This is a genomic window from Flavobacterium bernardetii, assembly GCF_011305415.1.
GTDB lineage: Bacteria > Bacteroidota > Bacteroidia > Flavobacteriales > Flavobacteriaceae > Flavobacterium > Flavobacterium bernardetii.
In genome coordinates, this window is the sequence record NZ_JAANOQ010000001.1 from 124,336 (window position 1) to 150,749 (window position 26,414).

Annotated in this window: 28 protein-coding genes; 7 read left to right on the forward strand and 21 right to left on the reverse strand. The window is 30.8% G+C overall.

From position 1 onward, the window contains the following. Positions 1 to 130: 130 nt before the first annotated feature. The 3 genes from G6N05_RS00590 to G6N05_RS00600 form a co-directional block, all read right to left on the reverse strand. Entirely contained in the window at positions 131 to 2,398 is a 2,268-nt protein-coding gene (locus G6N05_RS00590; protein WP_166124625.1) for a S9 family peptidase, read from the reverse strand. Positions 2,399 to 2,649: 251 nt separating this feature from the next. Then, positions 2,650 to 3,837, reverse strand: a complete 1,188-nt coding sequence (locus G6N05_RS00595; protein ID WP_166124626.1) for a serine hydrolase domain-containing protein — start codon at positions 3,835 to 3,837, stop codon at positions 2,650 to 2,652. Further along, positions 3,837 to 4,268, reverse strand: a complete 432-nt coding sequence (locus G6N05_RS00600) for a PH domain-containing protein (RefSeq protein ID WP_166124627.1) — start codon at positions 4,266 to 4,268, stop codon at positions 3,837 to 3,839. The genes G6N05_RS00595 and G6N05_RS00600 overlap by 1 nt, the downstream gene beginning before the upstream one ends. Positions 4,269 to 4,410: 142 nt before the next feature. Between G6N05_RS00600 and G6N05_RS00605 the strand changes: the two genes are divergently transcribed. From G6N05_RS00605 to G6N05_RS00625, 5 genes are all read left to right on the forward strand, one after another. Then, entirely contained in the window at positions 4,411 to 5,250 is an 840-nt protein-coding gene (locus tag G6N05_RS00605; RefSeq protein ID WP_166124628.1) for a 1,4-dihydroxy-2-naphthoyl-CoA synthase, read from the forward strand. A gap of 73 nt (positions 5,251 to 5,323) precedes the next feature. Continuing rightward, entirely contained in the window at positions 5,324 to 6,214 is an 891-nt protein-coding gene (gene menA / locus G6N05_RS00610) for a 1,4-dihydroxy-2-naphthoate octaprenyltransferase (RefSeq protein WP_166124629.1), read from the forward strand. A gap of 44 nt (positions 6,215 to 6,258) precedes the next feature. Next, complete coding sequence (locus G6N05_RS00615) at positions 6,259 to 6,936, forward strand: metal-dependent hydrolase (protein WP_166124630.1); 678 nt, start codon at positions 6,259 to 6,261, stop codon at positions 6,934 to 6,936. 42 nt (positions 6,937 to 6,978) lie between these two features. Beyond that, positions 6,979 to 8,169 carry a tetratricopeptide repeat protein gene (locus G6N05_RS00620; protein WP_166124631.1) on the forward strand — a complete coding sequence of 397 codons (1,191 nt, stop codon included), beginning with the start codon at positions 6,979 to 6,981 and terminating at the stop codon, positions 8,167 to 8,169. Positions 8,170 to 8,259: 90 nt separating this feature from the next. After that, positions 8,260 to 9,294, forward strand: coding sequence for an o-succinylbenzoate synthase (locus tag G6N05_RS00625; RefSeq protein ID WP_166124632.1), 1,035 nt, complete (start codon positions 8,260 to 8,262; stop codon positions 9,292 to 9,294). Position 9,295: 1 nt separating this feature from the next. Here the strand turns inward: G6N05_RS00625 and G6N05_RS00630 are convergent, their stop codons facing one another. From G6N05_RS00630 to ruvX, 3 genes are all read right to left on the reverse strand, one after another. After that, positions 9,296 to 9,679 (reverse strand): DUF3887 domain-containing protein, encoded by a 384-nt coding sequence (locus tag G6N05_RS00630; RefSeq protein ID WP_166124633.1) that lies wholly within the window; start codon positions 9,677 to 9,679, stop codon positions 9,296 to 9,298. Between the two features lie 87 nt (positions 9,680 to 9,766). Then, a complete protein-coding gene (locus G6N05_RS00635) occupies positions 9,767 to 10,159 on the reverse strand; it encodes an SRPBCC family protein (protein WP_166124634.1) in 393 nt (130 codons plus the stop codon). A gap of 108 nt (positions 10,160 to 10,267) precedes the next feature. Then, positions 10,268 to 10,681 carry a Holliday junction resolvase RuvX gene (ruvX, locus tag G6N05_RS00640; protein WP_166124635.1) on the reverse strand — a complete coding sequence of 138 codons (414 nt, stop codon included), beginning with the start codon at positions 10,679 to 10,681 and terminating at the stop codon, positions 10,268 to 10,270. Positions 10,682 to 10,852: 171 nt separating this feature from the next. Here ruvX and G6N05_RS00645 point away from each other — a divergent pair, with 171 nt between their 5' ends. Beyond that, positions 10,853 to 11,296 (forward strand): gliding motility lipoprotein GldH, encoded by a 444-nt coding sequence (locus G6N05_RS00645; protein WP_166124636.1) that lies wholly within the window; start codon positions 10,853 to 10,855, stop codon positions 11,294 to 11,296. Positions 11,297 to 11,372: 76 nt separating this feature from the next. Here G6N05_RS00645 and G6N05_RS00650 read toward each other — a convergent pair whose 3' ends face one another. The 10 genes from G6N05_RS00650 to G6N05_RS00695 form a co-directional block, all read right to left on the reverse strand. Continuing rightward, positions 11,373 to 12,599, reverse strand: coding sequence for a peptidylprolyl isomerase (locus tag G6N05_RS00650; protein WP_166124637.1), 1,227 nt, complete (start codon positions 12,597 to 12,599; stop codon positions 11,373 to 11,375). Between the two features lie 10 nt (positions 12,600 to 12,609). Then, positions 12,610 to 13,686 (reverse strand): peptidylprolyl isomerase, encoded by a 1,077-nt coding sequence (locus G6N05_RS00655; RefSeq protein WP_166124638.1) that lies wholly within the window; start codon positions 13,684 to 13,686, stop codon positions 12,610 to 12,612. 12 nt (positions 13,687 to 13,698) lie between these two features. Continuing rightward, the gene (gene gldI, locus G6N05_RS00660; RefSeq protein WP_166124639.1) at positions 13,699 to 14,247 is read right to left on the reverse strand and encodes a gliding motility-associated peptidyl-prolyl isomerase GldI; all 549 of its coding nucleotides are present in this window, start codon (positions 14,245 to 14,247) and stop codon (positions 13,699 to 13,701) included. A 13-nt stretch (positions 14,248 to 14,260) separates the two neighbouring features. Next, positions 14,261 to 15,283: a DHH family phosphoesterase gene (locus G6N05_RS00665; protein WP_166124640.1), complete on the reverse strand. Its 1,023-nt coding sequence runs from the start codon at positions 15,281 to 15,283 to the stop codon at positions 14,261 to 14,263. Beyond that, on the reverse strand, positions 15,283 to 15,654 hold the full coding sequence (gene crcB, locus G6N05_RS00670; protein WP_205729718.1) for a fluoride efflux transporter CrcB: 372 nt from the start codon (positions 15,652 to 15,654) through the stop codon (positions 15,283 to 15,285). The genes G6N05_RS00665 and crcB overlap by 1 nt, the downstream gene beginning before the upstream one ends. Then, positions 15,651 to 17,642, reverse strand: a complete 1,992-nt coding sequence (locus G6N05_RS00675; protein WP_166124641.1) for a T9SS type B sorting domain-containing protein — start codon at positions 17,640 to 17,642, stop codon at positions 15,651 to 15,653. Before G6N05_RS00675 ends, crcB begins: the two co-directional genes overlap by 4 nt. A gap of 16 nt (positions 17,643 to 17,658) precedes the next feature. Continuing rightward, entirely contained in the window at positions 17,659 to 18,513 is an 855-nt protein-coding gene (locus G6N05_RS00680; protein ID WP_166124642.1) for an ABC transporter permease, read from the reverse strand. A 93-nt stretch (positions 18,514 to 18,606) separates the two neighbouring features. Beyond that, entirely contained in the window at positions 18,607 to 19,500 is an 894-nt protein-coding gene (locus tag G6N05_RS00685; protein WP_166124643.1) for an ABC transporter ATP-binding protein, read from the reverse strand. A 58-nt stretch (positions 19,501 to 19,558) separates the two neighbouring features. Further along, the gene (locus G6N05_RS00690) at positions 19,559 to 20,014 is read right to left on the reverse strand and encodes a DMP19 family protein (protein ID WP_166124644.1); all 456 of its coding nucleotides are present in this window, start codon (positions 20,012 to 20,014) and stop codon (positions 19,559 to 19,561) included. Between the two features lie 86 nt (positions 20,015 to 20,100). Then, on the reverse strand, positions 20,101 to 20,451 hold the full coding sequence (locus tag G6N05_RS00695) for a DUF2200 domain-containing protein (RefSeq protein WP_166124645.1): 351 nt from the start codon (positions 20,449 to 20,451) through the stop codon (positions 20,101 to 20,103). Positions 20,452 to 20,732: 281 nt separating this feature from the next. Here G6N05_RS00695 and G6N05_RS00700 point away from each other — a divergent pair, with 281 nt between their 5' ends. Continuing rightward, a complete protein-coding gene (locus tag G6N05_RS00700) occupies positions 20,733 to 21,950 on the forward strand; it encodes an IS4 family transposase (protein WP_166124646.1) in 1,218 nt (405 codons plus the stop codon). A 336-nt stretch (positions 21,951 to 22,286) separates the two neighbouring features. Here the strand turns inward: G6N05_RS00700 and G6N05_RS00705 are convergent, their stop codons facing one another. The 5 genes from G6N05_RS00705 to G6N05_RS00720 form a co-directional block, all read right to left on the reverse strand. Continuing rightward, on the reverse strand, positions 22,287 to 22,760 hold the full coding sequence (locus G6N05_RS00705) for a hypothetical protein (protein WP_166124647.1): 474 nt from the start codon (positions 22,758 to 22,760) through the stop codon (positions 22,287 to 22,289). Positions 22,761 to 22,987: 227 nt separating this feature from the next. Continuing rightward, positions 22,988 to 23,575: a hypothetical protein gene (locus G6N05_RS00710; RefSeq protein WP_166124648.1), complete on the reverse strand. Its 588-nt coding sequence runs from the start codon at positions 23,573 to 23,575 to the stop codon at positions 22,988 to 22,990. A 138-nt stretch (positions 23,576 to 23,713) separates the two neighbouring features. Then, positions 23,714 to 23,842 (reverse strand): hypothetical protein, encoded by a 129-nt coding sequence (locus G6N05_RS15680; protein ID WP_262887779.1) that lies wholly within the window; start codon positions 23,840 to 23,842, stop codon positions 23,714 to 23,716. A gap of 83 nt (positions 23,843 to 23,925) precedes the next feature. After that, complete coding sequence (gene uvrB, locus G6N05_RS00715) at positions 23,926 to 25,914, reverse strand: excinuclease ABC subunit UvrB (protein WP_205729719.1); 1,989 nt, start codon at positions 25,912 to 25,914, stop codon at positions 23,926 to 23,928. A gap of 96 nt (positions 25,915 to 26,010) precedes the next feature. Then, positions 26,011 to 26,373: a four helix bundle protein gene (locus G6N05_RS00720; protein WP_166124649.1), complete on the reverse strand. Its 363-nt coding sequence runs from the start codon at positions 26,371 to 26,373 to the stop codon at positions 26,011 to 26,013. Positions 26,374 to 26,414: the final 41 nt, after the last annotated feature.

Genomic DNA, 26,414 nt, shown 5'->3' on the forward strand with positions numbered 1-26,414 from the left:
AAATAGTAAAATTTAGCTACACATTGGCAAAAACCAACATTATTGTTGTTTAGTTTTATTGGATGTTTTTTATAAAAAAAAGGCAATTTCAATTAAGAAATTGCCTTTGTATATTTTGAATTATAGTTCTTTATTTTTTTAAATTCTTAGCAAAGAAACCTAAAGTTGCTTCATACATGTCAATAGAGTTTTCTTCTTTACCAAAACCATGTCCTTCATTGTATTTTACCATGTAAGGCACATCAAAACCTTTGCTTCTTAATCCAGTTACAATTTGATCCGATTCTGCAATATTTACACGAGGGTCATTAGCTCCTTGAATTACAAATAAAGGTTTCTTAATCTTGTCAATTTGGAACACTGGAGAAACTTCTTTGGCAATTGCTGCCTCTTTCGGATTGTCTAAATCATACCAAATTTGTTTCACAATTTCTTTATACGGTTTCCAATATTCTGGGAACGAGTCGAAGAAAGTGAAAATATTAGAAACTCCAACATAGTTCACACCACAAGTATATAAATCTGGTGTTTTTACTAAGCCCATTAAAGTCGCATAGCCACCATGACTAGCTCCATATATAGCTATTTTGTCTTTTTCTACCCAGCCTTGTTCAATTGCATATGCTACACCGTCTTCAACATCGTTCATAAGTTTTCTTCCAATTTGTTTGAAACCAGCGCTTAAAAAATCTTTTCCATAACCTCCAGAAATTCTGAAGTTTACTTGTAAGGTTGCATATCCACGACTAGCAAATAATTGTGTTTCTGGATTAAAGCCCCATGAATCTCTTACGCCTTGCGGACCACCATGTGGATTTACAATTAATGGCACTTTTTTACCTTGCAATGCTTCTTTTGGTAAGGTAATGTATCCATAAATGGTTTTTCCATCTCTACTTTTAAATTGAATAGGTCTCATTTCTGCCATATCAGCTTCTTTTAACTGAGGCATTAAATCGTATAGTATTTTGAATTTTTTCGTTTTAGCATCATATTGATAATATGTACCAAATAGCTTATCGCTTTGAACGGTTATTAGAAACTGTGTCTCATTATCATCATAATCAACGATGCTGACTTCTTTATTTGGGAATTCTTTTTGCATTCTACCATAAATATCTTTGTATAGTTTACTTACAGGAATGATTTCATTTTTTTCACCTTCATAAGAGAAATTATCGATTTCATAGTTTCTCTTTCTAGCTAGGTTTAATCCACTTACATCAAAAGTAGGATTAGAAAAAACTTCTTTGATGATTTTTTTGGTAGCCAAATCATATAAAACAATTCGTGTTTTATCACTATCTAAATTGGTTAACGCATAAGCTTCATCTTTATTTTTAGAAGCATAATTAAAACTGATTATGCTAAAAGTATCATTCCAGTCGGTAGTAGTATGCAATTTAAAATCACCTGTTTTTTGATCTTTATAATAGAACTGATTTTGAACACCATTAACCAATTTAGTATATCCTCTAAGATTTCCGTCTTTATCAAATTGATACCCTTGAATTGGATTTGCTATATCCTCATTTTTATATAACTGGACTAAATCTCCTGTTACAATATTTAGTTTGAAGGGTTCAAAAACTTGTTTGTTGTTTTTGTTCATTGAAACAATGATGTAATCTTTCTGTTCTTTTAATATGTTTTCAATACTTGCTTGTACACCATCAAAAGGAGTTAGGTCTTTTAAATTGCTACCATCAATATTTACTCCATAAATATGAAAATTCTCATCTCCACCTTTGTCCATAGAAAAATAGAGACGCTCATCATTTATCCAGCCATAACCACTAATTAATTCTTCTTTTTCTTCAATTGCTTTTTTTACTTTTCCAGTAGCTAGTTCTTTAACATATACATGACGTTTTTTATTTTCATCTTTCTCGCGATAAGACATATATTTTCCGTTTGGAGATAGTTGAAAACTAGATGCTTTTGGTTTTGCAAAATAATCGGAAACAGAATAGTTGAAATTACCTTTTTCAAAGGCTTTTAGCTTTTCTAATTCTTCTTTAGAAGAAGGTAATGTTGTGTTTCCTGGTAGTTTACTTTCAAATGAGGTAAGTGTTAATGGAAGATTCATACCAGCTTGATGGAATTCACCTACAATTTGATTGTTAGCAATAGTTCCAACATATTCAATACTCATTTGCGATAGTTTTAACGTGATGGAATTGTTGTTAACCTCTGTTTTGTCAAGGGTTATTCCAGAAGCACCTTGCATTGGCACATCCATCGTAGAAGTATATACATTGTCTTTTTTTGTAATATGGAAAATAATTTCCAATTTTTTCCCTTGAACGTCTAGTTCTCCTTTCCAATCTCCAACAAATTGTTGGGCTTGAGAGGTAATGCTCACAAGTAGTAAAATGATTAGATTTCTTGTTTTCATAAAATGTAATTTTTAAGTTTTTATAGTAGTCTAAATTAAAATACTTTTAAACTATTGATAAATAAGCAATAATATGAAACAGTCTGTACGATTACATTATTATCATTCATTTGTTTTATTTGACGTCTTTGATTTGTAAATGTTACGTTTTTTTATGTTTTTTTTATTTAGAATAGTAATTAAATTAACAATTATTATTCATTTAATTTATCAAACTTCGTAAATCCAAAATCGTAAATTTCAAATTCTAATTACTCATTCGCGCCACTAACATCGCTATCGTCTAGTTTTATTGGATATTTTTTATTGAATAATGCGATGAATTTTTTAGTTTGATAGGTTTTATGGGTCATTTTGTTAGACAACGCAATAATTGTAATTGAATCAGTTTTTTGAGTAATATAAGAAGATGTGTTTCCATGCCACCAACCGTTATGATAGGTTAAAGTTGGTGCTTCTTTCCATTCGCGTAAACGAATACCTAAACCGTAGTTTTTTTCACCTTTAGCTTCATAGCTATAACCTTTAAAAATTTCTTTTCGAAGTTTATCACTGAAGAATTTATTCGAATAGGTAGCTAAATCAAATTTTAGTAAATCGCGTGCAGTAGAATAAATGTTTTTGTCTCCATAAACCAAATCTAAATGATCAAAAGCCAATCGTAATTTACTTGCTTTATACGTTTGACTCACCGTATCGTGATGTTTTTCGTAATCGAAAACAAAACTATTTTTCATGCCTAAAGGCTTAAATAGAAGTTTGTCCATAGCTTCATGATAACGCATACCTGAAACTTTTTCAATGATTAATGCTAATAAAGAATAATTGGTATTGCAATACGCAAAACGAGTTCCTGGATTACTTTCCAAATGAATTTTTCCGGAATTAATTAAATCTAAAATATCCTGATTGGTAATGCGTTTCGATTTGTCCCATTTTACATCGCGCTCAATGAAATAGCCATAATGACGTAAACCACTTCTGTGATTTAACAACATTCTTACGGTAATATCGTCGTGATAAAAACCTTTTAAATATTTAGAAACTTTATCGTCTAAACCAATTTTTCCTTGGTCGACCATTCGTAAAATAACGGCGGCAGTTAATACTTTACTTACCGAAGCAATGTGTAAAGGCTTATCTTTTCTGTTTTTATCGTCTTTTTCTTTGTACGCAAAACCTTCATAGTCTTCAAATAAGATTTTCCCGTTTTTGGCCACTAAAAACTGACCATAAAAATCATTTTTGTTGATTAATTGGTTATATCGATATTCAATTTCTTTTTTCTGTTTTTTGCAATATGTTGAATCTAAAGGATTGAATTCTACAAAAAATTCTCCTTGCTCTTTTTGAGTGCCGTTTTTCTTTGAAAAGTCTTTTTCTTTGTCTTTGCAAGCAATTAGTAGGAACGATAGTAGTAGTAAACGTAAAAATTTCATTATTTTTTTATTTCAATGTTGGGGTTGGTTTCTAGTAATTGGGCAATAAATTGTTCTTTGTTTTCGGGTGATATAAAAATGTCGTCAAATTTGTTAAAATGAACAATTAATCCTTTGTTGTCCCAGCCTAATTTTGTAGTTGTACTTACAAAAATAGTATGGTTGTATTCGATTTTTCTAATAGTTTCAATAGTAACTTTATACTTGTAAAATAAAATCTGACATACTAAAATAGAATCTTCTATGTAATATTTGGTTTTTGAAATGGCTAACATAAAAATTCCAATCATAAGAGGTAAAAATATAATAGGAATTAGCGTTTCATTTCCGTCTTCTCTTTTCGGAGCTAAATAATGTAACATAAAAACGCCAATAATAAATAGAGGAAAAATTACATAAAAAACTTTTGAAACACTTGATTTGTAATGCATTAATAAATAATATGTGCGGATTGAATTAATTCTAAAAAACGATTGCAATATAAGAGAAAAATGAATTATTTTTACTGAAAATATTATAAAATATAATTTCAATACTAATCTCGAAATTTCGAGACAATTTCAATATAAAATTATGTCAAATATCAACTGGAAAATCGTAAAAGAATACGAAGATATAACGTATAAAAAATGTGATGGCGTTGCCAGAATTGCTTTTAACAGACCTGATGTGCGAAACGCATTCCGTCCAAAAACCACAAAAGAATTAATTGATGCATTTTATGATGCACAAGAAGACACTTCAATTGGAGTTGTTTTACTTTCGGCTGAAGGACCAAGTTCTAAAGATGGCATTTGGAGTTTTTGTAGTGGTGGCGATCAAAAAGCACGTGGACACCAAGGTTATGTAGGTGAAGACGGTTATCACAGATTAAATATTTTGGAAGTGCAACGAATGATTCGTTTCATGCCAAAAGCTGTTATTTGTGTCGTTCCAGGTTGGGCAGTTGGTGGCGGACATAGTTTACATGTGGTTTGTGATTTGACTTTAGCGAGTAAAGAACACGCTATTTTTAAACAAACTGATGCCGATGTAACGAGTTTTGATGGTGGTTATGGTTCTGCTTATTTAGCGAAAATGGTAGGTCAGAAAAGAGCTAGAGAAATTTTCTTTTTAGGAAGAAATTATTCTGCGCAAGACGCTTATGAAATGGGAATGGTAAACGCTGTAATTCCACACGCAGAGTTAGAAGATACGGCTTTTGAATGGGCTCAAGAAATTTTAGCCAAATCACCAACTTCAATCAAAATGCTAAAATTCGCTATGAATTTAACCGATGATGGCATGGTGGGACAACAAGTTTTTGCAGGTGAAGCCACTCGTTTAGCATACATGACTGACGAAGCCAAAGAAGGTAGAGATGCATTCTTAGAAAAACGTAAACCCAATTTTGAAAAGAAATATTTACCATAAATGAGTTAGAAGCTGGAAGTTGGAAGTAAGAAGTTACTCCAGTCTTCCAGCTTCCAGCTTTCAACTTTTTCACATGAAACACTGGATTCAAGCCGCACGATTAAGAACCTTACCACTTTCCATTTCTGGAATTTTGGTAGGAAGTGCGTATGCCTATTATCAACATAAATTCGAATGGATAATTTTTATTTTGGCTTTATTAACCACATTGTCTTTTCAAATCTTATCTAATTTTGCGAACGATTATGGCGATGGAATTAAAGGAACAGATGCCAACCGAATTGGTGAAAAACGCTTAGTGGCTTCTGGAGAAATTACTTCTGCTCAAATGAAAAAGGCGATTATTATCATTGGAATTATTGCTTTTGTTTTAGCCGTTGCTTTAATTTATTTCGCATTCGGACAAGAAAATTTTGTGTATTCTTTAACCTTTTTAGTATTAGGAATAGCCTCGATTGCTGCAGCGATTAAATATACGGTTGGGAATAACGCCTACGGATATAGCGGATTCGGAGATGTTTTCGTTTTTATTTTTTTCGGTTTAGTTGCTGTGATTGGAAGTAATTTTTTGTATTCAAAAACTGTTGATATAAAGCTGTTTTTACCTGCAATTTCCATTGGAATGTTGAGTATGGCTGTTTTAAATTTAAACAATATGCGCGACATTGAAAATGATAGAGTAGCCCAGAAAAATACTTTAATTGTGAAATTCGGATTGAAATTTGGGTTGATTTATCAAAACATTTTAATATTTACACCAATTATGTTAGTTGTTGTATTTTTTCTAATGATGAACGATAAACTTGCTTTTGGATTTGCCTTATTTGCTGGATATTTATTAGTTCACAAAAATTATATTTCAAAAGTAACAAATCCAAAAGATTTTGACCCAGAGTTAAAAAAAATTGCATTGACAACTTTCTTTTTATCTATTTTTATTGCGTTGAAATTAGTTGCAAACTAAATATAAATCATGAATACTATCATTAAACCAAAAACAACATAACTATGAAAATCACCTTTTACGGACACGCTTGTTTAGGCATTCAAATCAATGACATTCATATTTTGGTAGATCCATTTATTTCGGCTAATGCAAAAGCTTCGCACATTAATATAGATGAAATTGAAGCCGATTATATTTTGTTAACCCATGCCCATCAAGATCATATTTTAGATGTGGAAAAAATTGCAAAAAGAACCGACGCTGTGATTGTTTCAAATTATGAAATTGCGACTCACTACGGAAATAAAGGATTTCAAAATCATCCCATGAATCACGGTGGAAGTTGGGATTTCGAATTCGGAAATGTAAAATATGTAAATGCTATTCATACTTCTTCTTTTCCAGATGGAAGTTATGGTGGACAACCTTGCGGATTTGTCATTGAAGGCGAACATAAAAATATATACATTGCTGGTGATACGGCTTTATCAATGGATATGAAGCTAATTCCAATGCGAACTAAATTAGATTTAGCGATTTTACCAATTGGAAGTAATTTTACTATGGATGTTGAGGATGCAATTATTGCTTCTGATTTTGTGGATTGCGATAAAGTTTTAGGTTATCATTACGATACTTTCGGATATATCGAAATCAACCATGAAGAAGCCAAACGTAAATTCTTCCAAAAAGGAAAAGATTTAATGCTACTAGAAATCGGTCAAAGTATTGACTTATAAACTTTGGTATAAAAATTGCTTAACAAAAGAAAAAATTATTTAATGAAAAAAATATTCCTATTATTATTGATTACTCAATTTACCTTCGCACAAAAAGATGGTTATTGGGATAAAGAACGCGCTTTTACAAAAGAAATTAAACTATCATCGGGCAACCGAACTTTAGTCAAAATTGACGATTTGCCAGAAGGCGCTTCTGAATTTGTATTCCGAATTTTATTAATTGATGAAAACGGAAAAATCACAACAAGTTTAGCTTCAATTTTAAAAGCCATTCCGGATCCATCTGGTGTGAGTCAAGGCGCTGCTGGAGCTATTACTTTAACGAATTCACTTTCTGGTGACGATACGTGTTTGTATGGAATTTATACTTCTGAAAAAGCGGGTAATCAGTTTTTAATCGACGGAAAATTAGAAACAGCTTGTTATTTTGTTAAAGAAGCGGTGAATAAAGACAGTAAAGTGATTTCAATAAGAAATACAAAGTGTTTTGCGAATGCTCCAAATATTTGGTTTGCTTTTGAAAATAAAAATTGGGTAATGAGTACCAAAATTGTTTTGGAAGTTGTTTCTTGGGTTGACTATAATGCAAGTCGTGGTTGGAATACTAAAGCAAAAAAAGTTCTTTTACTTGAAGCTCAAAAGTTATCAATTATAAAAACAATGGGGCATAATAATAATTTTTTAGCTACCTTTTTAAAAATATTTGCAGGAAAATACAAGTTTAGCGAATACAACCAACTGTTAGATATTGAGAAAACAAATGTTATAGAAAGTATAGGTATAGAAAGTTTAATTCAGTCAGGAGAATTGCAAAATTATTTAGATAAGATTAGAAGTGAATCTTTGGATTTGTATAAAAAAGGTAAATCTGATGAAGCGATTGCATTAATTCAAAAGGAGATTATTGAGAAAAAATATGCCAAAGATATTGATTATAGTGCTTTAGGAGATATTTATTTGTTTAATAAACAATTTGTAAAAGCCGAAGAACAGTACAAAAAAGCCATTGAAAAAAATTCTTCAGAATTACAATATCAATTAAAATTGGCTCATGTTTATTTGTTTTCTGATAAAGTTGGACAAGCAAAAGACATTCATAAATTGTATAAAGACAATAATATTTCGACAAATAAAAGTTGGATTGCTCAAACTAAATCTGATTTTGAAGATTTTGAAAAAAGAGGTTTTCCTACCGATAATTTTAAAAAGATTTTAAGAATTCTAGAGTAATAATTTCGCAGAGCAACACAAAGAAAGCGCAAAGTCACACAAATTTTTTTGCGAATCTCTGTGAAACTTTGCGTAACTCTGTGTAACAAAATGAAAGTAACCTACAAAAAACACATCCTTAATTTTAAACGTCCAAGCGGTACTTCACGTGGTGTTTTGACGGAAAAAGAAACTTGGTTTTTACTATTGGAAGAAAATGGTAAAAGAGGAATAGGAGAGTGTGGTTTGTTACGCGGTTTATCTGTTGATGACCGACCAGATTATGAAGAAAAGCTACAATGGGTTTGTCAAAATATTCATTTAGGAAAAAATAAGCTTTGGCAAGAACTAATAGAATTTCCTTCGATTCAATTTGGAGTTGAAATGGCATTTTTGTCGTTACAAGCTGATAATACTTTTGAATTATTTCCTTCCGATTTTATCAAAGGAAAAGATTCGATTACAATTAATGGTTTGGTTTGGATGGGCGAAGAAACCTTTATGAAACAGCAAATTGAAGAGAAATTAGCTGATGGTTTTACTTGCATCAAACTAAAAATTGGTGCCATCGATTTTCAACAAGAATTAGATTTATTAGCATTTATCAGAAAACATTTTGATGCTAATACAATTGAAATTCGAGTAGATGCCAATGGTGCATTTTCTCCAGATGAAGCGTTGGAAAAATTGCAATTACTATCAAAATATCAATTACATAGTATAGAACAACCCATAAAAGCATGCCAGTTTGAAGTGATGCAACAACTTTGCAAACAAACACCTTTTCCAATTGCTTTAGACGAAGAATTAATTGGAATTTATACATACGAAGACAAAGTAAAACTTTTAGAAACCATACAACCACAATATATTATTTTGAAACCTAGTTTTATTGGCGGTATAAAAGGCAGCTTAGAATGGATAGAAATTGCTGAGAAAATGAATATTGGTTGGTGGATAACTTCCGCTTTAGAAAGTAATGTAGGTTTAAATGCTATTGCACAATTTACTTATACTTTAAATAATAAAATGCCTCAAGGATTAGGAACTGGCGGATTATATACCAATAATTTTAATTGCCCGTTAGAAATTAAAAAAGGACAGTTAATTTACAATACGGATTTGAATTGGGATTTTGTGGTTTGATTTACATTAAATTTAATTTTCTAATATAAAAACCAGTTATTACACCAAGTTTATCAATATAAAATTCTACAGAAAGATTTTCATTTTCAAAAGTTCCATTATATCTATAATAGGTATAATTCGGCTTTTCTTTTAGTTCTAATAATTGAAGGAAATTTATTTTACCAGAATGACTTTTCACCATTTCAAAGAATTTCGTTTTAGAATTTCGTTTATCTAAAACGTATTTTTGCATTTTTGCAGAATATTGATTGAAAATAGCTTCGAAATTTTCTTGGTTAAAATTAGAAATAAAAGTATCAATGGTTTTCTGATGTATTTCGTTTTGAGCAAACAAAAAAGTTGAGTTACTTATTAAAAATAAAATTACAAATAGTTTTTTCATTATTTTGTTTTTGTAAACATACAAAATTCACACAAAAAAAGCGACAAAAATAATTTAGTCGCTTTTCGTAAATCGTAAATCAAAAAATTACAATTTTGTCATATTACTTGCTAAAGTTTCAATAAACTTGGTAATTGGTCCTTTAATCATCATCGCCATCATCGCATTAAATTCACCTTCAAAAAATAATTGAATGTCAGTTGAGTTTTCTGAAATTGCGTCAATATTTGCGGTTAAAGTAAACGGTAATTTACTTGATGCTGCACCTAATACTAATTTTGAGTTGGGTGTAGCTTCTTTTTTAACCAATTTAATTTCTGGCATACCTTTTAAACCAAATTCGAAGCAATTTTCGTCAATGACTTCAAATTTTGCAATGTTTTCTGGCATTAATTTTTCGAAATTTTTAATATCTGTTAACGCATTAAAAATATATTCTGCTGATTTTTCTACGTTTGTTTTTGGGCTTTCTAAATTCATTATGTTATTTTTTTGTTTCAAGTTTCAGGTTTCAAGTTTCAAGTTTCAAGTTTCAAGTTTCAAGTTTCGTTAATCTAAACTCGTAAATCTTAAATTCAAATTTACTATTTATTTCTTGTAATTCAAATAATCTTGTAAGAGAATTGTTGCGGCAATTTCGTCAATTAATCCTTTGTTTTGGCGTTGTTTTTTCTTTAAACCGCTATCAATCATGGTTTGAAATGCCATTTTTGAGGTAAAACGTTCATCCACACGTTCCATTTTTATAGTTGGAAATTCGGCGTGAAATTGCACTATGAATTTCTCAATAATTTCGGCACTTTCGCTTGGTAAACCGTTCATTTGTTTGGGTTCTCCGATAATTACAGTTTCTACGTTTTCTTTTGAAAAATAGGTTTTTAAAAACGCAATCAAATCTGCAGATGGAATAGTTGTTAAGCCACTTGCAATAATTTGAAAATCGTCTGTTACCGCAATCCCAGTTCGTTTTAATCCGTAATCTATTGATAAAATTCTTGCCATTATTTAAATTTAATTACAAAAGTAAGCAAATACAATGCCTTTTTCTTATTTTAGTACAAACTTTAACCTACAAATTATGAAATCGCCACTAACAAAAGTTTGTTACAAACAAACACCAATAAATAAAAAGGCGATACCATATTTGACCACTAAAAAATAAATTTTATAAATATGAAAAAAGCAATTGTATCAATTTTTGTGATGTTTGTTACTTTATCTTGTGATAAGAAACAAGTGTATAGTGATTTTGAAAATGATATCGAGTCTCAACGATGGAATGAAAAAGATGTGAAAACTCATGATTTTGAGATTTTAGAAGATGCTAAAAACTATAATGTTTTTATTGAGATTAGTCACGTTCGTGGAACTGAAATGGATGAGTTTCCAATAGTATATGAAATTTCAAAACCTGATGGAACTCTTGAGAAAGCTGAAGTTATGATGAGTCTTAAAAAAACGGAATGTTTAGGAGATATTTGTGATGTGAAATTTTTAGTAAAAGAGAAAGTTCAACTTAATAAAGGAAAATATACGGTAAGGTTTTCTCCAAAATCTAAATTCGGATTTGTACCAAATATTATTGGTTTGGGTTTAAGTGTTGAAATTAAAGAATAGTGCTTTCTTGTTTTTATAAAATAAAAAAACTCATCTCGTAAAAGAACAAGATGAGTTTTTTAAAATTATATATGTTTTATTGTTTTACAGCTGTTGGTGCAGTTGGTAAACTTTCTAAAATTTCAACTTCAAAAATAATGTTACTATTTGGTGGAATTACATTTCCAGCACCTTTTTCACCATATCCTAAATTTGCAGGAATGAAGAAAATAGCTTTATCATTAAAATTCATATTGTTTATTCCTTCTAAAAATCCTGGGATTAAACCACCTTTGTTTCCGTATTGAAAAGGGAAAGGTTGGTATCCGTTAGCATTAGCTCTATTTTGGTCAAATTTTCCGTATACTTTATTGATTGCTTCGTAGCTACTATCAAATAAAGTTCCATCTTCTAAATAACCAGCATAATGAACGTAAATTTCTTTTCCTTCAGTTGGTTTTACACCAGATCCTTTTTTCAATATGCTATATTGTAAACCTGTTGACGTAGTAGTAGATTTTGCTTTTAAAGCTTTAAATTCAGCAACTTTTGCAGTTAAAATTGGACCTAATTTTGCTTTAGTTTCCGCATCTGCAATTGCTTTCGCTTGCGCTTCTTTTTGTCTTCTTTCTGAATCTAATTTTGCTTGTGCGTCTGCTTTAACTTTAGCTTCTTCAGCTAATTTTCTGTCTAATTCTGGTTTCAATTTCATGTATTCTGAAAATACTTTAACAGCGTTAAAACCTTTTGCTAATTTTCCTTTTCTTATGATAACTACTTTTTCAATTACATCATCTTGAGCTATAGCATCAACTACAGCTTGACCTTCAATAACGTGTCCAAAAACACTGTGTTTATTGTCTAACCAAGGTGTGTCTTTATGTGTAATAAAAAATTGAGAACCATTAGTTTGAGTGTTGACTCCTGAATTTGCCATTGACAAAATTCCTGGTTTATCGTGTTTTAAACTTGGATCAAATTCATCATTAAATTTGTAACCTGGATCACCAGAACCATTTCCTAATGGGCAACCACCTTGAATCATAAAGTTAGCAATAACTCTATGAAATTTTAAACCATTATAATATGGTTTTCCTTTTCTATCGTTTGTAACGAAAGTATTTGTTCCTTCTGCTAAAGTGATAAAGTTAGCAACTGTAATTGGTGTTTTTTGGAATTCTAATTGCAAAGCAATTTTTCCTTTGTTTGTGTAAATTTCAGCAATTATGCCTTCTAAATTTACTTTTTTAGGTTTTGCATTTTTTGTTTGTGCAACTGTAACTGTTAAAGTCAAGGCACAGAATAATAATAATAACTTTCTCATAGGTAAATATTTATTGTTTTTCTAATAGTTCAATTTCAAATAATAATGTTGCATTTGGTGGAATTGCTCCGTAACCTTGTTCTCCATATCCTAAATGACTAGGTATAATAAGAGCCATTTTGTCGCCAATTTTCATATTCTCTAATCCTTCAATAAAACCTGGAATTAAGCCAGTTTTGTTTCCGTAACTGAATGGAAATGGTTTGTATTCATTAGCTTCTTTTCTCGCTAAATCTAAAATACCGTTTTCTTCTGCTACAGTTTCGTAACTGGTATCAAATAATGTACCATCTACAAAAAATCCTGCATAATGTACAAAAACGTTTTGCCCAGCATTTGGTTTTTTTCCCGTTCCAGATTTAATGATTTTGTATACTAATCCTGATTTTGTTTTCGTTCCAGTAGCTTTAATATCTTCAATTAGAGCCACTTTTTTTGCTTTTACAGTTTCAAGTTCTTTTTGTAATTCGGCTTGTTTTTCAAAATATTCTTTAAATACTTTTACGGCATCAAACTTTTTTGCTGCTTCACCAATTCTAACAATTTTAATTTTGTTAATTTGATCACCAACTACAATTGTACTTGCGATATCTATGCCATCAGTCACTTCTCCAAAAACAGAATGTTTACCATCTAAATAGGATGTTTGATCCGTTGTTATGAAAAATTGTGAACCATTTGTGTTAGGTCCAGAATTAGCCATAGATAAGATTCCAGCTTTTCCGTGATTTAAATCGGGATGAAATTCATCTTTAAATTTATAACCAGGTCCACCTTGTCCAGAAGCTGTAGGATCTCCACCTTGAATCATTGGCGGATTTGATTCTACTCTGTGGAAAGTTAACCCATCATAAAAATGAATTCCTTTGTAGTTTGGACTTACATAATTGTTTTTTCCTTCTGCAAGTGTTACAAAATTGGCAACGGTGAAAGGAACTTTTTCGAATTCTAATTTTACGGTAATATCTCCTTTTGAGGTTTCAATTAAGGCATATAAACCATCAGGTAATTCTCCTTTTTCTATTTTATTGTTGCATGAAAGTAATATCGTACTTAAAAAAAATAGGGCAATTAATAATCTCTTCATTTTAAAATCTAATTATTCTGGGGTTACTGTTTTAATTTCGTTTAACGTTACGATACAAATAATTGGTTGATTTGTACCAATTTTTTTATCATCACCGTGGTATCCATATGCAGATTGTGAAGGAAAAATAAATTTCACTTTATCACCTTTATGCATTAATTTGATACCATTTCTTAAACCGCTCATGATATTTTGTTTGTCAACGTGATAAGTTTGTGTTTTTAATTCGGCAACAGAATAAATAGTGTTTCCATATAAATCAGTTACTTCGTAATCAAAAGTAACTACATCACCTTTTACTGGAAATACATTTTCAGAGCTTTTAGTTTTATAAGCATACCAAAATCCCTTTTCAGAAATATTATAAATGTGCGCGGTATCTTTTTTTATGATTTTAGCAATAGCCTCTTTTTCTTGCGAATTCATTTTTTTATTTCTATCAATTGATTCTTTCATAAAAGTACCAGATGAATGAGAAATAGGTTTACGAGCTTGTTGTTCTGAACATGAAGTTAAGAAAGTGCCTAAGCCAACAACTAATATATATTTAAATGTTTTCATTTTTTTGAAAAATTTATTTTTTTTCGATTGCTAAAATAGTAATAAATTTAGTTATAGTATCTTCTAAACTGTCAAAAGATTTTCCTCCAGCTGCATTTTTATGTCCGCCGCCATTAAAATGATTTCTTGCAAACTGATTTACATCAAAATTTCCTTGTGAACGGAAAGAAATTTTAATCATATTTTCTTCTTTTACTTCCGTGAAAAAGGCTGTAAAATCAATGTCTTTAATTGTTAAACCGTAATTTACAATTCCTTCAGTATCTCCTTTTTTTACATTTAGCGCGTTTTGTTCTTCTTGCGAAAGCGTAATGTAACTCGTTTTGTATTCTGGTAAAACTTTTAAATTGGTTAAAGCTTTTCCTAAAATTTGCAATCTGTTATAATCGCCATTATCGTATAAATTGACATGAATTTGCGAATTGTTTACCCCTTTATCAATTAAATCAGCTACAATTCTGTGTAAATTTCCTGTTGTTCTTGGAAAACGAAAACTACCTGAATCTGTAGCAATTCCAGTATATAAACAAGTTGCTGCATCTAAATTGATATATTGACTAATTTCTAATTGTTGAACGAAATCGTACACCATTTGGCAAGTAGAACTATATTCAATATCGGAAAATATATATTTGGCATACCCATCCGGTTTTTCGTGGTGGTCAATCATTACGAAAGTTGTTTCTAACGTTTTTAAAACACTTTCCATTTGTTCGCCAGTACGATGAAACGCGTTGAAATCTAAAGTAAAAATAAGATCCGCTTCTATTAATGTTTTAATTGCTTGCCCAACATTCGAACCTTCGTAAACTAAAGTTGCTTCTTTTGTTCCTGGAATCCATTGTAAATAATCTGGAATTTCATTTGGAACAACCACTGTAATATTGTGGTTTAATTGTTTTAAAATATGATATAAACCTAAAGTGGAACCCATAGCATCTCCATCAACATTTCTGTGTGGAATGATGGCTATTTTTTTTGGATTAGCTAAAAGTTGTTTTAACTCAGTAATTTGAGTTTCGTTTAAATGTGTCATTAATTAAATATTTTAAAACCTATAATAACTGCCAAAAATCCTACAACTATGGATGTTAACGTATAAATTAAGGCTAAGTTATAATTTTGATTTTGAATGAATTGTATATTTTCTAAACTAAAGGTTGAAAAAGTGGTAAATCCACCACAAAACCCAGTTATTAGTAAAAGTTTTAGTGTTTCGTTTTGTAAATTGTTTTTTTGTATATAACCAAAAAGTAAGCCAATTAGTAAACAACCAATTGAATTCGCGATAAAAGTCGCCCATGGAAAATGGATAGCATTATTTTTGGTAAAAAAATAGCTTAACAAATATCTGGCAATACTACCAAATCCGCCTCCAAGTAATACTAAAAGTAGGTTTCTAATCATCGTTTTAAACTAAAATGCCCTTTTATGGTTTTTCCGTTGGTTAATTCTAAAACAAACCAATAATCAGATGAGGAAAGTTGGTTTCCATTAAATGTTCCATTCCAACCAGTTTCGCTAACTTTTATTTGCTTCAATAGTTTTCCAAATCTATCAAAAATAGTTAATTTATTATTTTCTAAACCTTTTTTATCTAAGTTTTTAATTTGCCAAGTATCGTTATAATTATCGCCATTTGGTGTAAAAAATTTAGGGTAACTTAATGCATAAAATGTTTCGAAAACAACACCACAATTGTTTTTATCATTAACATAAATGGTATATTCTCCAGCATCTAATAGATTGAAAATTGGACTGTTTTGAAAAGTAATTCCATCTAATGAATATTCATAATTTCCGTTTCCAGATACTGAAATTGTTGCTATTAATTCTTCATTAAAATCGGTTACATCAATATTTGTAATTGTAGCTACTTCAGAAGTTACTACAGTAAACGTTTTAGTTTTTGAACAACCAACAGCATTCGTAATCGTTACAATATAGGTTCCTGAATTTGAAACAGTAATACTTTGAGAAGTTTGTATTGGATTTGTATTCCAACTATAACTAAAAAAACCACTTGGCGCACTAATATTTGTTGGTGTATTGTTACAAATTCCGATAGTTTCATTACTAAAAGTTTCTGAAAATACATTTACGTTTAGAGTAATTGGAGTGTTTCCGTAACAATTTTGAATATTTATAATTCGAGCATAAATAATTTGCTGAAAAGGTGTTGTATTGGAATAACTTGAAGGTAATGGTGTAGTTGATATTGGCGAATCAAATAAAGCAACTGTAAAATTAGCTGGTAAATTGCTGAAAATTTGTGTTTGAATTGTAGCTAAATCAAATGGAGCTAAACCATCACTGTTCGTATCGCAAACTTTAAAATTATCTTTAAGAACTACTAAATTTGGAGCATATTCAATTTCAATAGAACCTGTTAAAGTACAACTTGTATTGATGTCAATTTGTACATCATATGTTCCCGCTGAAGTCACATTATATGTTGGGCTATTTGTACCAACCGGATTTCCATTTTGAAACCATTGATAATTTGTTGCGCCAGTTTGGGTTGCATTTAAAGTTAAGTTTTGTCCATTACATAATGGATTTCCAGTGGCAATTAATCTATCAGCACCTAAATCTTTTTCAGAAATAAAACTTCCAGCTCTTAGGAAAATACCTGAATCGAAGCGCCCATTTCCTTCATCGGCAATGACTAGTTTAATATGATATAAAGTTCCTGGAGTTACAACGGATTGTGCCGTTAAAACTTTGGTTTGTCCGTCATAAGAAGTTGGGTAGGAACCTGTATTGAAAGCATCAAAATAGGCATCGTTTGCAGATGGACAAATCGTTCCGTTTCCGCGAACAGTGTTAACTCGAACAGGAGTTGATGTTCCAGGAATTAAAGCTAAATTTTGATAAGTTGTGGCCGTAGCTTCTTTTAATAAAAAGGCAAAACCATCTGTGAAATTACATTGATTAGGTTGCGGATTTAGTAAATATTGCTCGGAAGAAAAGATGTATTCAAAGCTAATGTTATTGGCATTTGGTACAAAATCGAATTCTAAAGCTGTAGCGTTAAATGTGTTTGATAAACCTAAGGCGGTATTTAAATCTGAATCGCCTGTCCAGCCAATTCCATTTCCATCATCTGAAAAATTTGAGTTGGGTCCAACAGCTGAGTTTAATTTACCTGTGGAAAGAATTATTCCATCTTGAAAAGGAAATGAGGAACCATTGGCATTAAAATAGCCATAGCTTAATTCTCCAGTACCAAAATTTCCACCACTTGTAGAAAAATTTGAAACCGAAACACAACCGCTGTTTACTAAAATGTTTTCAATTAATTGTTGAGGGGTAAAAGTTTCATTTACAGTTATATTTTGAGAAAAACTAACTGTAAATGAAAAACTAAAAAGTATAAATAGTATTTTTTTCATAGCATCTGCAAAGATACTATAAATCTCGTTTTTTAAGAATGTAAAATGATAAAAATAAGAATAAAGTTGTCCAGAAAATTACAATAGCAACTGTGATAGGTTGCACGTCATAATTGTTTTCAAAATTAGCTCCTACGGTTGTTGTTATCGATTTTATGAAGTTCAATCTTGTAAATGGCTCTACAATTAAATTCGACATAGATTCTAAAGGTAAGGCATCTTTTACCCAGTCAATTACAACAGTATCTTTATCACCGTGTTTGTAGCCTAAAATATTATATTTTAAAATAGCATGTCCCACGTTTTCTGCCATAAACCAAACGAAAATGAAACCTAACGTAAACGCTGAACGCTTTATTAATAAGGCTAAAAACATACAGAATGAGAAAAAAGCAACATGTTTTAAAAAGTAAGCAAATAAATATTCTAAATCAGAAAAAATGATACTCATTTCAGTAAATGACGAATATTTTAATCCTAATATCAAACTTATTCCAAAGACTAATATCGTTGATATAAGAGAGAATAAAATGATGGTGTAAATTTTTGAGAGTAAAAACTCTTTTTTAGACATTCCGTCAATTAAGTTTTGTTTTAAAGTTCCATAACTGTATTCATTGGCAATCATGGAAACAATTATTACGGCTAAAAATATTTTTAACCACGAAGCAACATAAGTGGTAAAGTGCCAAATATATGGGAAATTGAAAAAACCACTTTCAGCAGCTTTGAATTTAAAGGGTCCAAATTCAAATTCAACTAAGGCGATAGTTGCTAATAAAGTTAATGACAAAAAGTAAATAATAGTTAATATTTTACTTGAACGGTTTTGCCATATTTTTTGTAATTCTATAGAAAGTAATCGTATCATTTTTTTAGTTTATTTAGTTTAAAAGTTGCCTGAGGCTCTCGAAGGCAATTGTTGAATTAATTTTGTTGCCTTCGAGAACCTCAGGCAACAAAATTAATGTTTTGTTAATTCTAAAAATTGTTCTTCTAAACTGTGTTTGCGTTTTACTAAATGGGTTAATGTGATATTTTGTTGGAATAAATACGAATTTAATTCGGCTGGTTCTAAATTATTATTTAAGTACACTAATAATTTATTTTCGTCTTTCTCTATTTTTTCAATTTGAGAAAAGTGTTGTAAAGCCGATTTCAATTGCTCTAAATTTTCAGATTCTAATTCGAAGAAACCTTCATTAGCTGTAATTCCATCAACCGTTCCTTGGTATAAAGTCACGCCGTTTCTAATTACAATTACGTGTGAACACACTTTTTCTACTTCATCTAATAAGTGAGAAGCTAATAAAATTGTAGTTCCTTGATTCGCAATAATTCGGATTAAATCTCTAATTTGTCTGATTCCTTGTGGATCTAAACCGTTGGTTGGTTCGTCTAAAATTAGAATTTCTGGATCGTTTAGTAGGGCAGAAGCGATGGCTAAACGTTGTTTCATACCTAAAGAAAACGTTTTGAATTTGCTGTCTTTTCTTTCTAAAAGTCCAACTAATTCAAGTTTTTCAAAAACTTTAGTATATGGAATGTTTTTAATTTTGCAGACCAATTTTAAATTGTCTTCTGCGGTCATGTATGGGTAAAAGTTTGGTCGCTCAATGATTGCGCCTACTTTTTTTAAAGCATCGTGAGTAGAATATTTTCCATCAAACCATTCGAATTCTCCTGACGTTTTGTTTACAACATTCAGTACAATTCCTAAGGTGGTTGATTTCCCAGAACCGTTTGGTCCTAAAATTCCGTAAACATTTCCTTTTTTAATTTCAACTGAAACGTTGTTTACCGCATGAACTTTGCGGTATTTTTTATGTAAATTGGTAATCTTTAATATAGTTTCCAAAGTGATTTCGTATTAAATTTAATAGTAAGACGATGGAAACTAAAACTTGTTACATCAATTAGTTCAGAAACTTAGTTTTATTCTTTTTGATGTATTCCACAATTAGTCCAACTACATCTTCCTCTTCTTCTGTGAAGAAAATTTCATCTAAATCTTCCCAACCTGAGATGATTTTTTCGTCCATTTTTTCAATTACTTTTTTTCGATCTTCTGTATTTGTAGTGTATTTAACCGTAAATAATTGAAAGGCTTTAGTTAATAAAGTTGCCGTTTTTGTTGCATCAATATCTTTATAAGCTTGAATAATTTCAGTAGCAAAATCGCCACTTTCGTTATCGAAAAAGTAATGTAAACCGCCTTCATTCATTGCTGCTTCAAAAATGTCAACATAAACGAAAGTTAATTCAGCTTTGTTTAAATCTGTTTTTTCTTTTTTATCCCAAATGTGCGTTCCAACTGCTTCAATAATTGCAATTTCGTCTTCTAATTTTAATACAGTTTCAATGTTTTGCATGATGATGGTTTTATTTTGGACAAAAGTAGCTTATTAGCCACGAATTTTCGAAGTTTTCGAATTGTTTTTTAATTTCTAAACATTATTTATGCTCTTAAAATTTTTTCCATTTTTCTCCCTTTGGCTAATTCGTCTACCAATTTATCTAAATAACGAACTTGTTGTACGACTTTATCCTCAATGTCTTCCACACGATAGCCGCAAATTACACCAGTAATTTTAGAGGCATTTGGATGCATTTGTGGAGCTTGTGCGAAAAAGGTTTCAAAGTCATTCTTCAAATCAATTTGTTGTTGTAAGGTTTGCTCGTTGTAACCTGTTAGCCAATAAATAATGGCATTTAATTCTTCTACAGTACGACCTTTTTTTTCTACTTTTTGAATGTATAATGGGTAAACGCTTGAAAAAAGTAGTCGATATATTCTGGATTTGTCCATATTTTAATTGAATTAAACGAATTGCTAATCCAAACAAAGTTATGAAATTTTATTTTTCAATGGTCAACAATATGTTTGTTTCAAGGTGTTTAGATACTTGTGATTTTTTTTTAAAAATTTTAAAAAGGACACACTTTTTGTAGTCATGGTCGGAAGAAAATTCTTCCGACTTTTTTTGCTTAGTACTTTTAAGGCAATGTATTTTGTTGTAATTTTTAACAAGATATTTCCTATTTTAATATTTAATTTTTCGTATATTTATTACCATAAACTAGTAATTTATGACGAATTTCAAAGACCATAAAATTTCACTTAAACTTCTTTTAGAGTTTATTCCTAAAGCCTTAATGAGCCATCTTTCAGCTACAACAAAGGTGGATTATTACAGCAAAACTCTCCATGGAGAAAAAATGTTTTATCTGTTGTTATTTAGTATGTATGATAATGAAAAATTAAGTCAAAGGACTTTAGAAGATACTTTTAATAGTAGCGGATTCAAGGCTTTGTTTGGTTTAGGTGAAGATGAAAAAATACGAAGAAGTTCAATCTCGGAAAGATTATCAAAAATAGATTCCAGCTATTTCAAAGAAATCTACGAGCATATGTATGAGCGATTTTCTGGTCTTTATGATAAGACTGAGATAGAAAAATATAACTTAATACGGGTTGATAGTACGATTGTTTCCGAAGCGTCATCAAAAATGAAGGAAGGAATCGAACAAAAAAGCGGAAAGAAACTCGTTAAGTTCAGTTTTTCCTTCGACGGAATTTTGCCTTCAGCAGTGCAAGTGTTTAACGCTCAAAAATATTCTTCCGAAGAAACTGCTTTACCAGAAGCTATCCTTGAACAAGTAAAAAAAGAAGAGCATCATGATAATATTTACATCATTGATAGAGGTTTACAGTCCACTCGCGTAATGAAGAACTTTGAACAAAAAGCTGTTAAATTCATTATTCGATCTAAAGAAAACCGGAAATTTATAGAAACCGCATCTTTTCTTGATCCCCAGAATACTCAAAAATGGGAAGATTGGGAAGTTATCAAAGACAGCAAGGTTAAACTATATACTGGAAAACCCATACAAAATAAGCGTGGGAAGATACACTATCGGGAGGAGTTAGTAGAAAAAGAGTTTCGTTTAGTGGTTATCAAAAACGAAAAACAAAACAAGGAAATGTGGTTTCTGACCAATGAATTTGAGCTTTCTGCAAGAGAAGTATCCGATTATTATCGCAAAAGATGGGATATTGAAGTGTTTTTCAGGTTCCTGAAACAGGAACTAAACCTAAGTCATTTGGTTTCGCTAAATAAAAATGGTATTGAAGTAATGGTTTATATGACCATGATTGCATCAATGTTGCTATTAATCTATAAAAAAGCTAATAATCTAGGGTACAAAACCGCAAAAAGACGTATTGCAATGGAACTTCGAGATATGATAACGGTTATATTAATAATATTTGCAGGTGGCGACCCAGATAAAGTTTTTAAAACATAAAAAAAATGGTCGGAAATTTCTTCCGACCATGACTACACTTTTTGTGTCTTTTTTTTATTTTTTATTTTTTGGACACAAAATACGTGTCCTTTTTTTATTTTATTTTTTTTTGAAACAAGATTTGTAACATTTTTATTTTTTTTAAATTTTTTGTTACACTTTTGGTAACAAATTTTTTATTTTGAAAATTTTGTTACCATTTTTGTAACATTTTTTTAATTTTAATTTTTTTGTTACAAGGTTTTAATTTGTAGATATAAAAAAAGCACGAGCAAGATGCTCGCGCTAGCGTAGGGATTGTTTTTAGACTTTAGCCGAACTGAAGAAGTAAATCCTCTATTTTATTAAATCGAAGTCCATAAAAGTTAAAGTAAACATACCCTTACCATTTTCATAATCTTGCATAGAAGATAAGAGTAAAGATTTTTCACCTTTTGTAAAAGTTAATATCTTCATTGTTTCATTGTCTTGAACATCAGTATTTTCATATTTCATATTTTTTATTTCATTTATAAAGGAATCATATCTTGATTTAGATTCAGTCTGGAAAGTTAATGCACCAGTTCCACTAAAATGTATTGCCTCATTATCTTTTTTAGATTTCCAACTATAAATACTATCCTCTAAACTTTGAAATTTAAAATCATGCTGTTTTAGGTATTTTTCAATTTCTGTTTTTGATTTGGAGTGAATAGAATCGATACCAGAAAATGTTACCGATTTACTTTCGTTAGCAGCTTTTGATTGTGTGCCTTGATTACACCCTGATAGTAAAATTGCAAAAATAAGGGTTGACAGAAAATTTCTCATAATAGCTATAATTTTTTAAATGTTATTTTAAATTTTTGCTAATGTAAGATTTTTCAACTTAAAACAAATTAATGGTTTAAAGAAATGCGGCAAACTTAGCAAAGATAGCTTCGTAAGTTCGCTGGCGCTTGAACCCTTTCGCGTGGATTTGTTTTTGATTATTTTATGCCACGCGAAAGATTGACTTCGTCGAATTTCATTTCGCGCGGTAGCGGGCTATTTCAAATTTAGAAATATTCAGAATAATATTTTATATCTCTCAAATTATTAGAATTATTTTCTTTTGCGCTTTTTAGTGATTTAGCCAATTCGTTTGTTAAGGTTAAAAAATAATAAAAAATCCCCTCAATAGTAAAAAAGAAAATTGACAATAAAATAAACTTTAGAGAAAAAAATGATTCAACTATAGTTATTAAATTAAATGTTATTTCTGGATTTTGATTTGTAGCAATTGGCATAAAATGCAATGGATAAATTACTGTTAACGGAAATGCAATCATTAACATCTTAATTATAATTTTTAATGGTTTAATAGTATTTTCAAATGAATTTAGTTCTTGTAGATTTTGATGGAAATACTCTATTAAGCTATTTGCTTCTACTTCAAGTTGGTTAATATTATCCTTTTCTTGATTTATCCTTGTCCAAATTCCATCAGGATAAATATCTATTTGCGGTAGTATTGCAAATCCTCCTTTTGGAGCTGGTTTATGGTTTTTATATAGTTCGTCAAATGCCTCAATAATAGCATTGTCAACTTTGTAAAGTCTTTCATCAGCTTCAATAATTTTGTTAATTATTTCGTCCTTTGTCAAGTTCTCATAATCACCATTTTTAATTCCGTCTTTAATATCTTGATCATAACGAACTATAGTTTTAGTATACCAATAGAAACGTCTGTTTGATATACTTGATATTATTTTATTTGATTCAATTACATAATTGTCAAATTGTCAAATTGTTGCATTTATTTTTTCTCCAAGACCTAACAACCTTGAAATTATAAAAGCACCAATAATACCAATCAATGCAGCAGCACTTTGGCAAAATGAGCTAAAAAACCAATTCCAATCTATACTCATAATAATTTTTAAATGTAATTTTGGTCTTGCGGATAAATTATCGCGATTTGTTACAGGTAACGTTTTCCAAATATATAAAAATCCTACAACTTCTCCTGCAATTCCTTAATCTCATCTCTAAACTTAGCGGCTTGCATGAAGTCTAATTCTTTGGCGGCTTTTTCCATGAGTTTGCGTTTGTCGCGTATTTTCTTTTCGATTTCAGGTTTGCTTAGGTATTCACTTTCGGGTTCAGCGGCTTTGTAGGCTTGGTTTTCGTAGTATTGAGTAGAAACCGAATTAGCATTAAACGCGTTTCCTAAACTTTTATTTAAAGATTGCGGTACTTTTCCGTGTAAGGTATTGTAAGCCGTTTGTTTTTCGCGTCGGTAAATGGTTTCGTCAATGGTGTGTTGCATACTTGCTGTGATTTTATCAGCATACATTATCGCTTTTCCATTGATGTTTCTCGCAGCTCTACCAACAGTTTGTGTAAGTGAACGTTTGCTTCGTAAAAATCCTTCTTTGTCGGCATCCAAAATGGCTACTAGCGACACTTCGGGTAAATCTAAACCTTCACGTAATAAGTTGACACCAATTAAGACATCAAAAACGCCTTTACGTAAATCTTGCATGATTTCCACACGCTCCAAAGTATCCACATCCGAGTGAATGTAACGACAACGGATAGAAACTTTAGTTAAATATTTTGACAATTCTTCCGCCATACGTTTGGTTAAAGTAGTGACTAAAACACGTTCGTCAGCTTCGCAACGCAATTGAATTTCTTCAATTAAATCGTCAATTTGATTCGCACTTGGACGAATTTCTATAATGGGGTCTAGAAGTCCAGTTGGACGAATAATTTGCTCCACAAATATTCCTTCCGATTTTTGCATTTCATAATCGGCTGGCGTTGCTGAAACATAAACGACTTGATTTTGCAACGCTTCAAACTCTTCAAATTTTAAAGGTCGGTTGTCCATCGCAGCTGGTAATCGGAAACCGTATTCTACTAGATTTTCTTTTCTACTTCTGTCGCCGCCATACATCGCGTGAACTTGTGAAATGGTAACGTGACTTTCATCGACAACCATTAAATAATCGTCAGGAAAATAATCTAATAAACAGAAAGGTCGCGTTCCAGGTTCACGACCATCAAGGTAACGTGAATAATTTTCAATTCCAGAACAATAACCTAATTCACGAATCATTTCTAAGTCGAAATTCGTTCGTTCTTCTAGTCGTTTGGCTTCTAAATGTTTTCCAATTTCTCGGAAATATTCCACTTGTTTCACCATGTCTTGTTGGATTTCCCAGATGGCTTTTTGTAGCACGTCTTGAGAAGTCACGAACATGTTTGCGGGATAGATGCTTAGCTTTTCGTATTTTTCTAAAACTTGAGAAGTTTTAAAATCAAAAGCTTCAATTTCTTCAATTTCATCACCAAAAAAGTGAATTCGAAAAGGTTCATCGCCATAACTTGGGAAAATTTCCACGGTGTCGCCTTTGATTCGGAACGTTCCTGGAGTGAATTCCATTTCTGTTCTGGCATATAAACTTTGAACTAATTGATGTAATAATTTGGTTCGAGAAATGGCTTGACCGCTTTCGATATTAATTACATTTTTTTGAAATTCTACTGGATTTCCAATTCCGTATAAACACGAAACGGATGAAATCACTATGATATCTCTACGACCTGAAAGTAGGGCAGAAGTGGTGCTTAAACGAAGTTTTTCTAATTCTTCGTTGATAGATAAATCTTTTTCTATGTAAGTTCCAGTTACCGGGATAAAGGCTTCTGGTTGGTAATAATCGTAATACGAAACAAAATATTGTACGGAATTATTCGGGAAAAATTGCTTGAATTCCGAATACAATTGCGCGGCTAAAGTTTTGTTGTGTGCTAAAACTAAGGTTGGTTTTTGAACTTCTTGAACCACATTCGCTACCGTAAATGTTTTTCCTGAACCTGTAACTCCTAATAAAGTTTGGTATTTTTCGTCATTGCGAATTCCTGCGGCTAATTTTTCAATAGCTTGAGGTTGATCGCCTGTTGGAACATAATCGGATACTACTTGGAATTTCATTTGGATTTACGAGTTACGATTTTGGATTTACGATTTTGGATTTACGATTTGCGAATTTACAATTTACTATTTGGGAATTTCGATTTTGGTGTTAATTTATGATTTATTTCTTACCGTTTTTAGTGTTGAAACGATTATTGCTGTAATTTCATTTGCTTCTTGGATTAATGGTAAGAATTGTTTTTCAAATTGTAGATTTTCCAATTTAGAAACATCATTTAATAATTCTAAAAAGAAATGACTTTCATCGGCTTCTTCTTCAACAATTTTTAATTTATTAATGAAGTCAGCATTAGATTTTGCTCTTTGAAGCGCTCTGTAATTTGCTCCTACAGAACTAGAACATCTAATTAATTGAGAAACATATGCATTATATTCTCTTGATTTTGGAAGTTTAGAACATAAAATCCAACAATCTAATGCGAACTTTTTTGTTCTTTGTTTCATTATTTCTTTCATGATTTTTTTATATGGCTTATACAAAAGCAAAAATCGTAAAA

Excerpts from the sequence above, each read along its gene's own strand:
- G6N05_RS00590 (WP_166124625.1), bottom strand. The coding sequence starts at position 2,398 with ATGAAAACAAGAAATCTAATCATTTTACTACTTGTGAGCATTACCTCT.
- G6N05_RS00595 (WP_166124626.1), bottom strand. The coding sequence starts at position 3,837 with ATGAAATTTTTACGTTTACTACTACTATCGTTCCTACTAATTGCTTGC.
- G6N05_RS00600 (WP_166124627.1), bottom strand. The coding sequence starts at position 4,268 with ATGCATTACAAATCAAGTGTTTCAAAAGTTTTTTATGTAATTTTTCCT.
- G6N05_RS00605 (WP_166124628.1), top strand. The coding sequence starts at position 4,411 with ATGTCAAATATCAACTGGAAAATCGTAAAAGAATACGAAGATATAACG.
- menA (WP_166124629.1), top strand. The coding sequence starts at position 5,324 with ATGAAACACTGGATTCAAGCCGCACGATTAAGAACCTTACCACTTTCC.
- G6N05_RS00615 (WP_166124630.1), top strand. The coding sequence starts at position 6,259 with ATGAAAATCACCTTTTACGGACACGCTTGTTTAGGCATTCAAATCAAT.
- G6N05_RS00620 (WP_166124631.1), top strand. The coding sequence starts at position 6,979 with ATGAAAAAAATATTCCTATTATTATTGATTACTCAATTTACCTTCGCA.
- G6N05_RS00625 (WP_166124632.1), top strand. The coding sequence starts at position 8,260 with ATGAAAGTAACCTACAAAAAACACATCCTTAATTTTAAACGTCCAAGC.
- G6N05_RS00630 (WP_166124633.1), bottom strand. The coding sequence starts at position 9,679 with ATGAAAAAACTATTTGTAATTTTATTTTTAATAAGTAACTCAACTTTT.
- G6N05_RS00635 (WP_166124634.1), bottom strand. The coding sequence starts at position 10,159 with ATGAATTTAGAAAGCCCAAAAACAAACGTAGAAAAATCAGCAGAATAT.
- ruvX (WP_166124635.1), bottom strand. The coding sequence starts at position 10,681 with ATGGCAAGAATTTTATCAATAGATTACGGATTAAAACGAACTGGGATT.
- G6N05_RS00645 (WP_166124636.1), top strand. The coding sequence starts at position 10,853 with ATGAAAAAAGCAATTGTATCAATTTTTGTGATGTTTGTTACTTTATCT.
- G6N05_RS00650 (WP_166124637.1), bottom strand. The coding sequence starts at position 12,599 with ATGAGAAAGTTATTATTATTATTCTGTGCCTTGACTTTAACAGTTACA.
- G6N05_RS00655 (WP_166124638.1), bottom strand. The coding sequence starts at position 13,686 with ATGAAGAGATTATTAATTGCCCTATTTTTTTTAAGTACGATATTACTT.
- gldI (WP_166124639.1), bottom strand. The coding sequence starts at position 14,247 with ATGAAAACATTTAAATATATATTAGTTGTTGGCTTAGGCACTTTCTTA.
- G6N05_RS00665 (WP_166124640.1), bottom strand. The coding sequence starts at position 15,283 with ATGACACATTTAAACGAAACTCAAATTACTGAGTTAAAACAACTTTTA.
- crcB (WP_205729718.1), bottom strand. The coding sequence starts at position 15,654 with ATGATTAGAAACCTACTTTTAGTATTACTTGGAGGCGGATTTGGTAGT.
- G6N05_RS00675 (WP_166124641.1), bottom strand. The coding sequence starts at position 17,642 with ATGAAAAAAATACTATTTATACTTTTTAGTTTTTCATTTACAGTTAGT.
- G6N05_RS00680 (WP_166124642.1), bottom strand. The coding sequence starts at position 18,513 with ATGATACGATTACTTTCTATAGAATTACAAAAAATATGGCAAAACCGT.
- G6N05_RS00690 (WP_166124644.1), bottom strand. The coding sequence starts at position 20,014 with ATGCAAAACATTGAAACTGTATTAAAATTAGAAGACGAAATTGCAATT.
- G6N05_RS00695 (WP_166124645.1), bottom strand. The coding sequence starts at position 20,451 with ATGGACAAATCCAGAATATATCGACTACTTTTTTCAAGCGTTTACCCA.
- G6N05_RS00700 (WP_166124646.1), top strand. The coding sequence starts at position 20,733 with ATGACGAATTTCAAAGACCATAAAATTTCACTTAAACTTCTTTTAGAG.
- G6N05_RS00705 (WP_166124647.1), bottom strand. The coding sequence starts at position 22,760 with ATGAGAAATTTTCTGTCAACCCTTATTTTTGCAATTTTACTATCAGGG.
- G6N05_RS15680 (WP_262887779.1), bottom strand. The coding sequence starts at position 23,842 with ATGAGTATAGATTGGAATTGGTTTTTTAGCTCATTTTGCCAAAGTGCT.
- uvrB (WP_205729719.1), bottom strand. The coding sequence starts at position 25,914 with ATGAAATTCCAAGTAGTATCCGATTATGTTCCAACAGGCGATCAACCT.
- G6N05_RS00720 (WP_166124649.1), bottom strand. The coding sequence starts at position 26,373 with ATGAAAGAAATAATGAAACAAAGAACAAAAAAGTTCGCATTAGATTGT.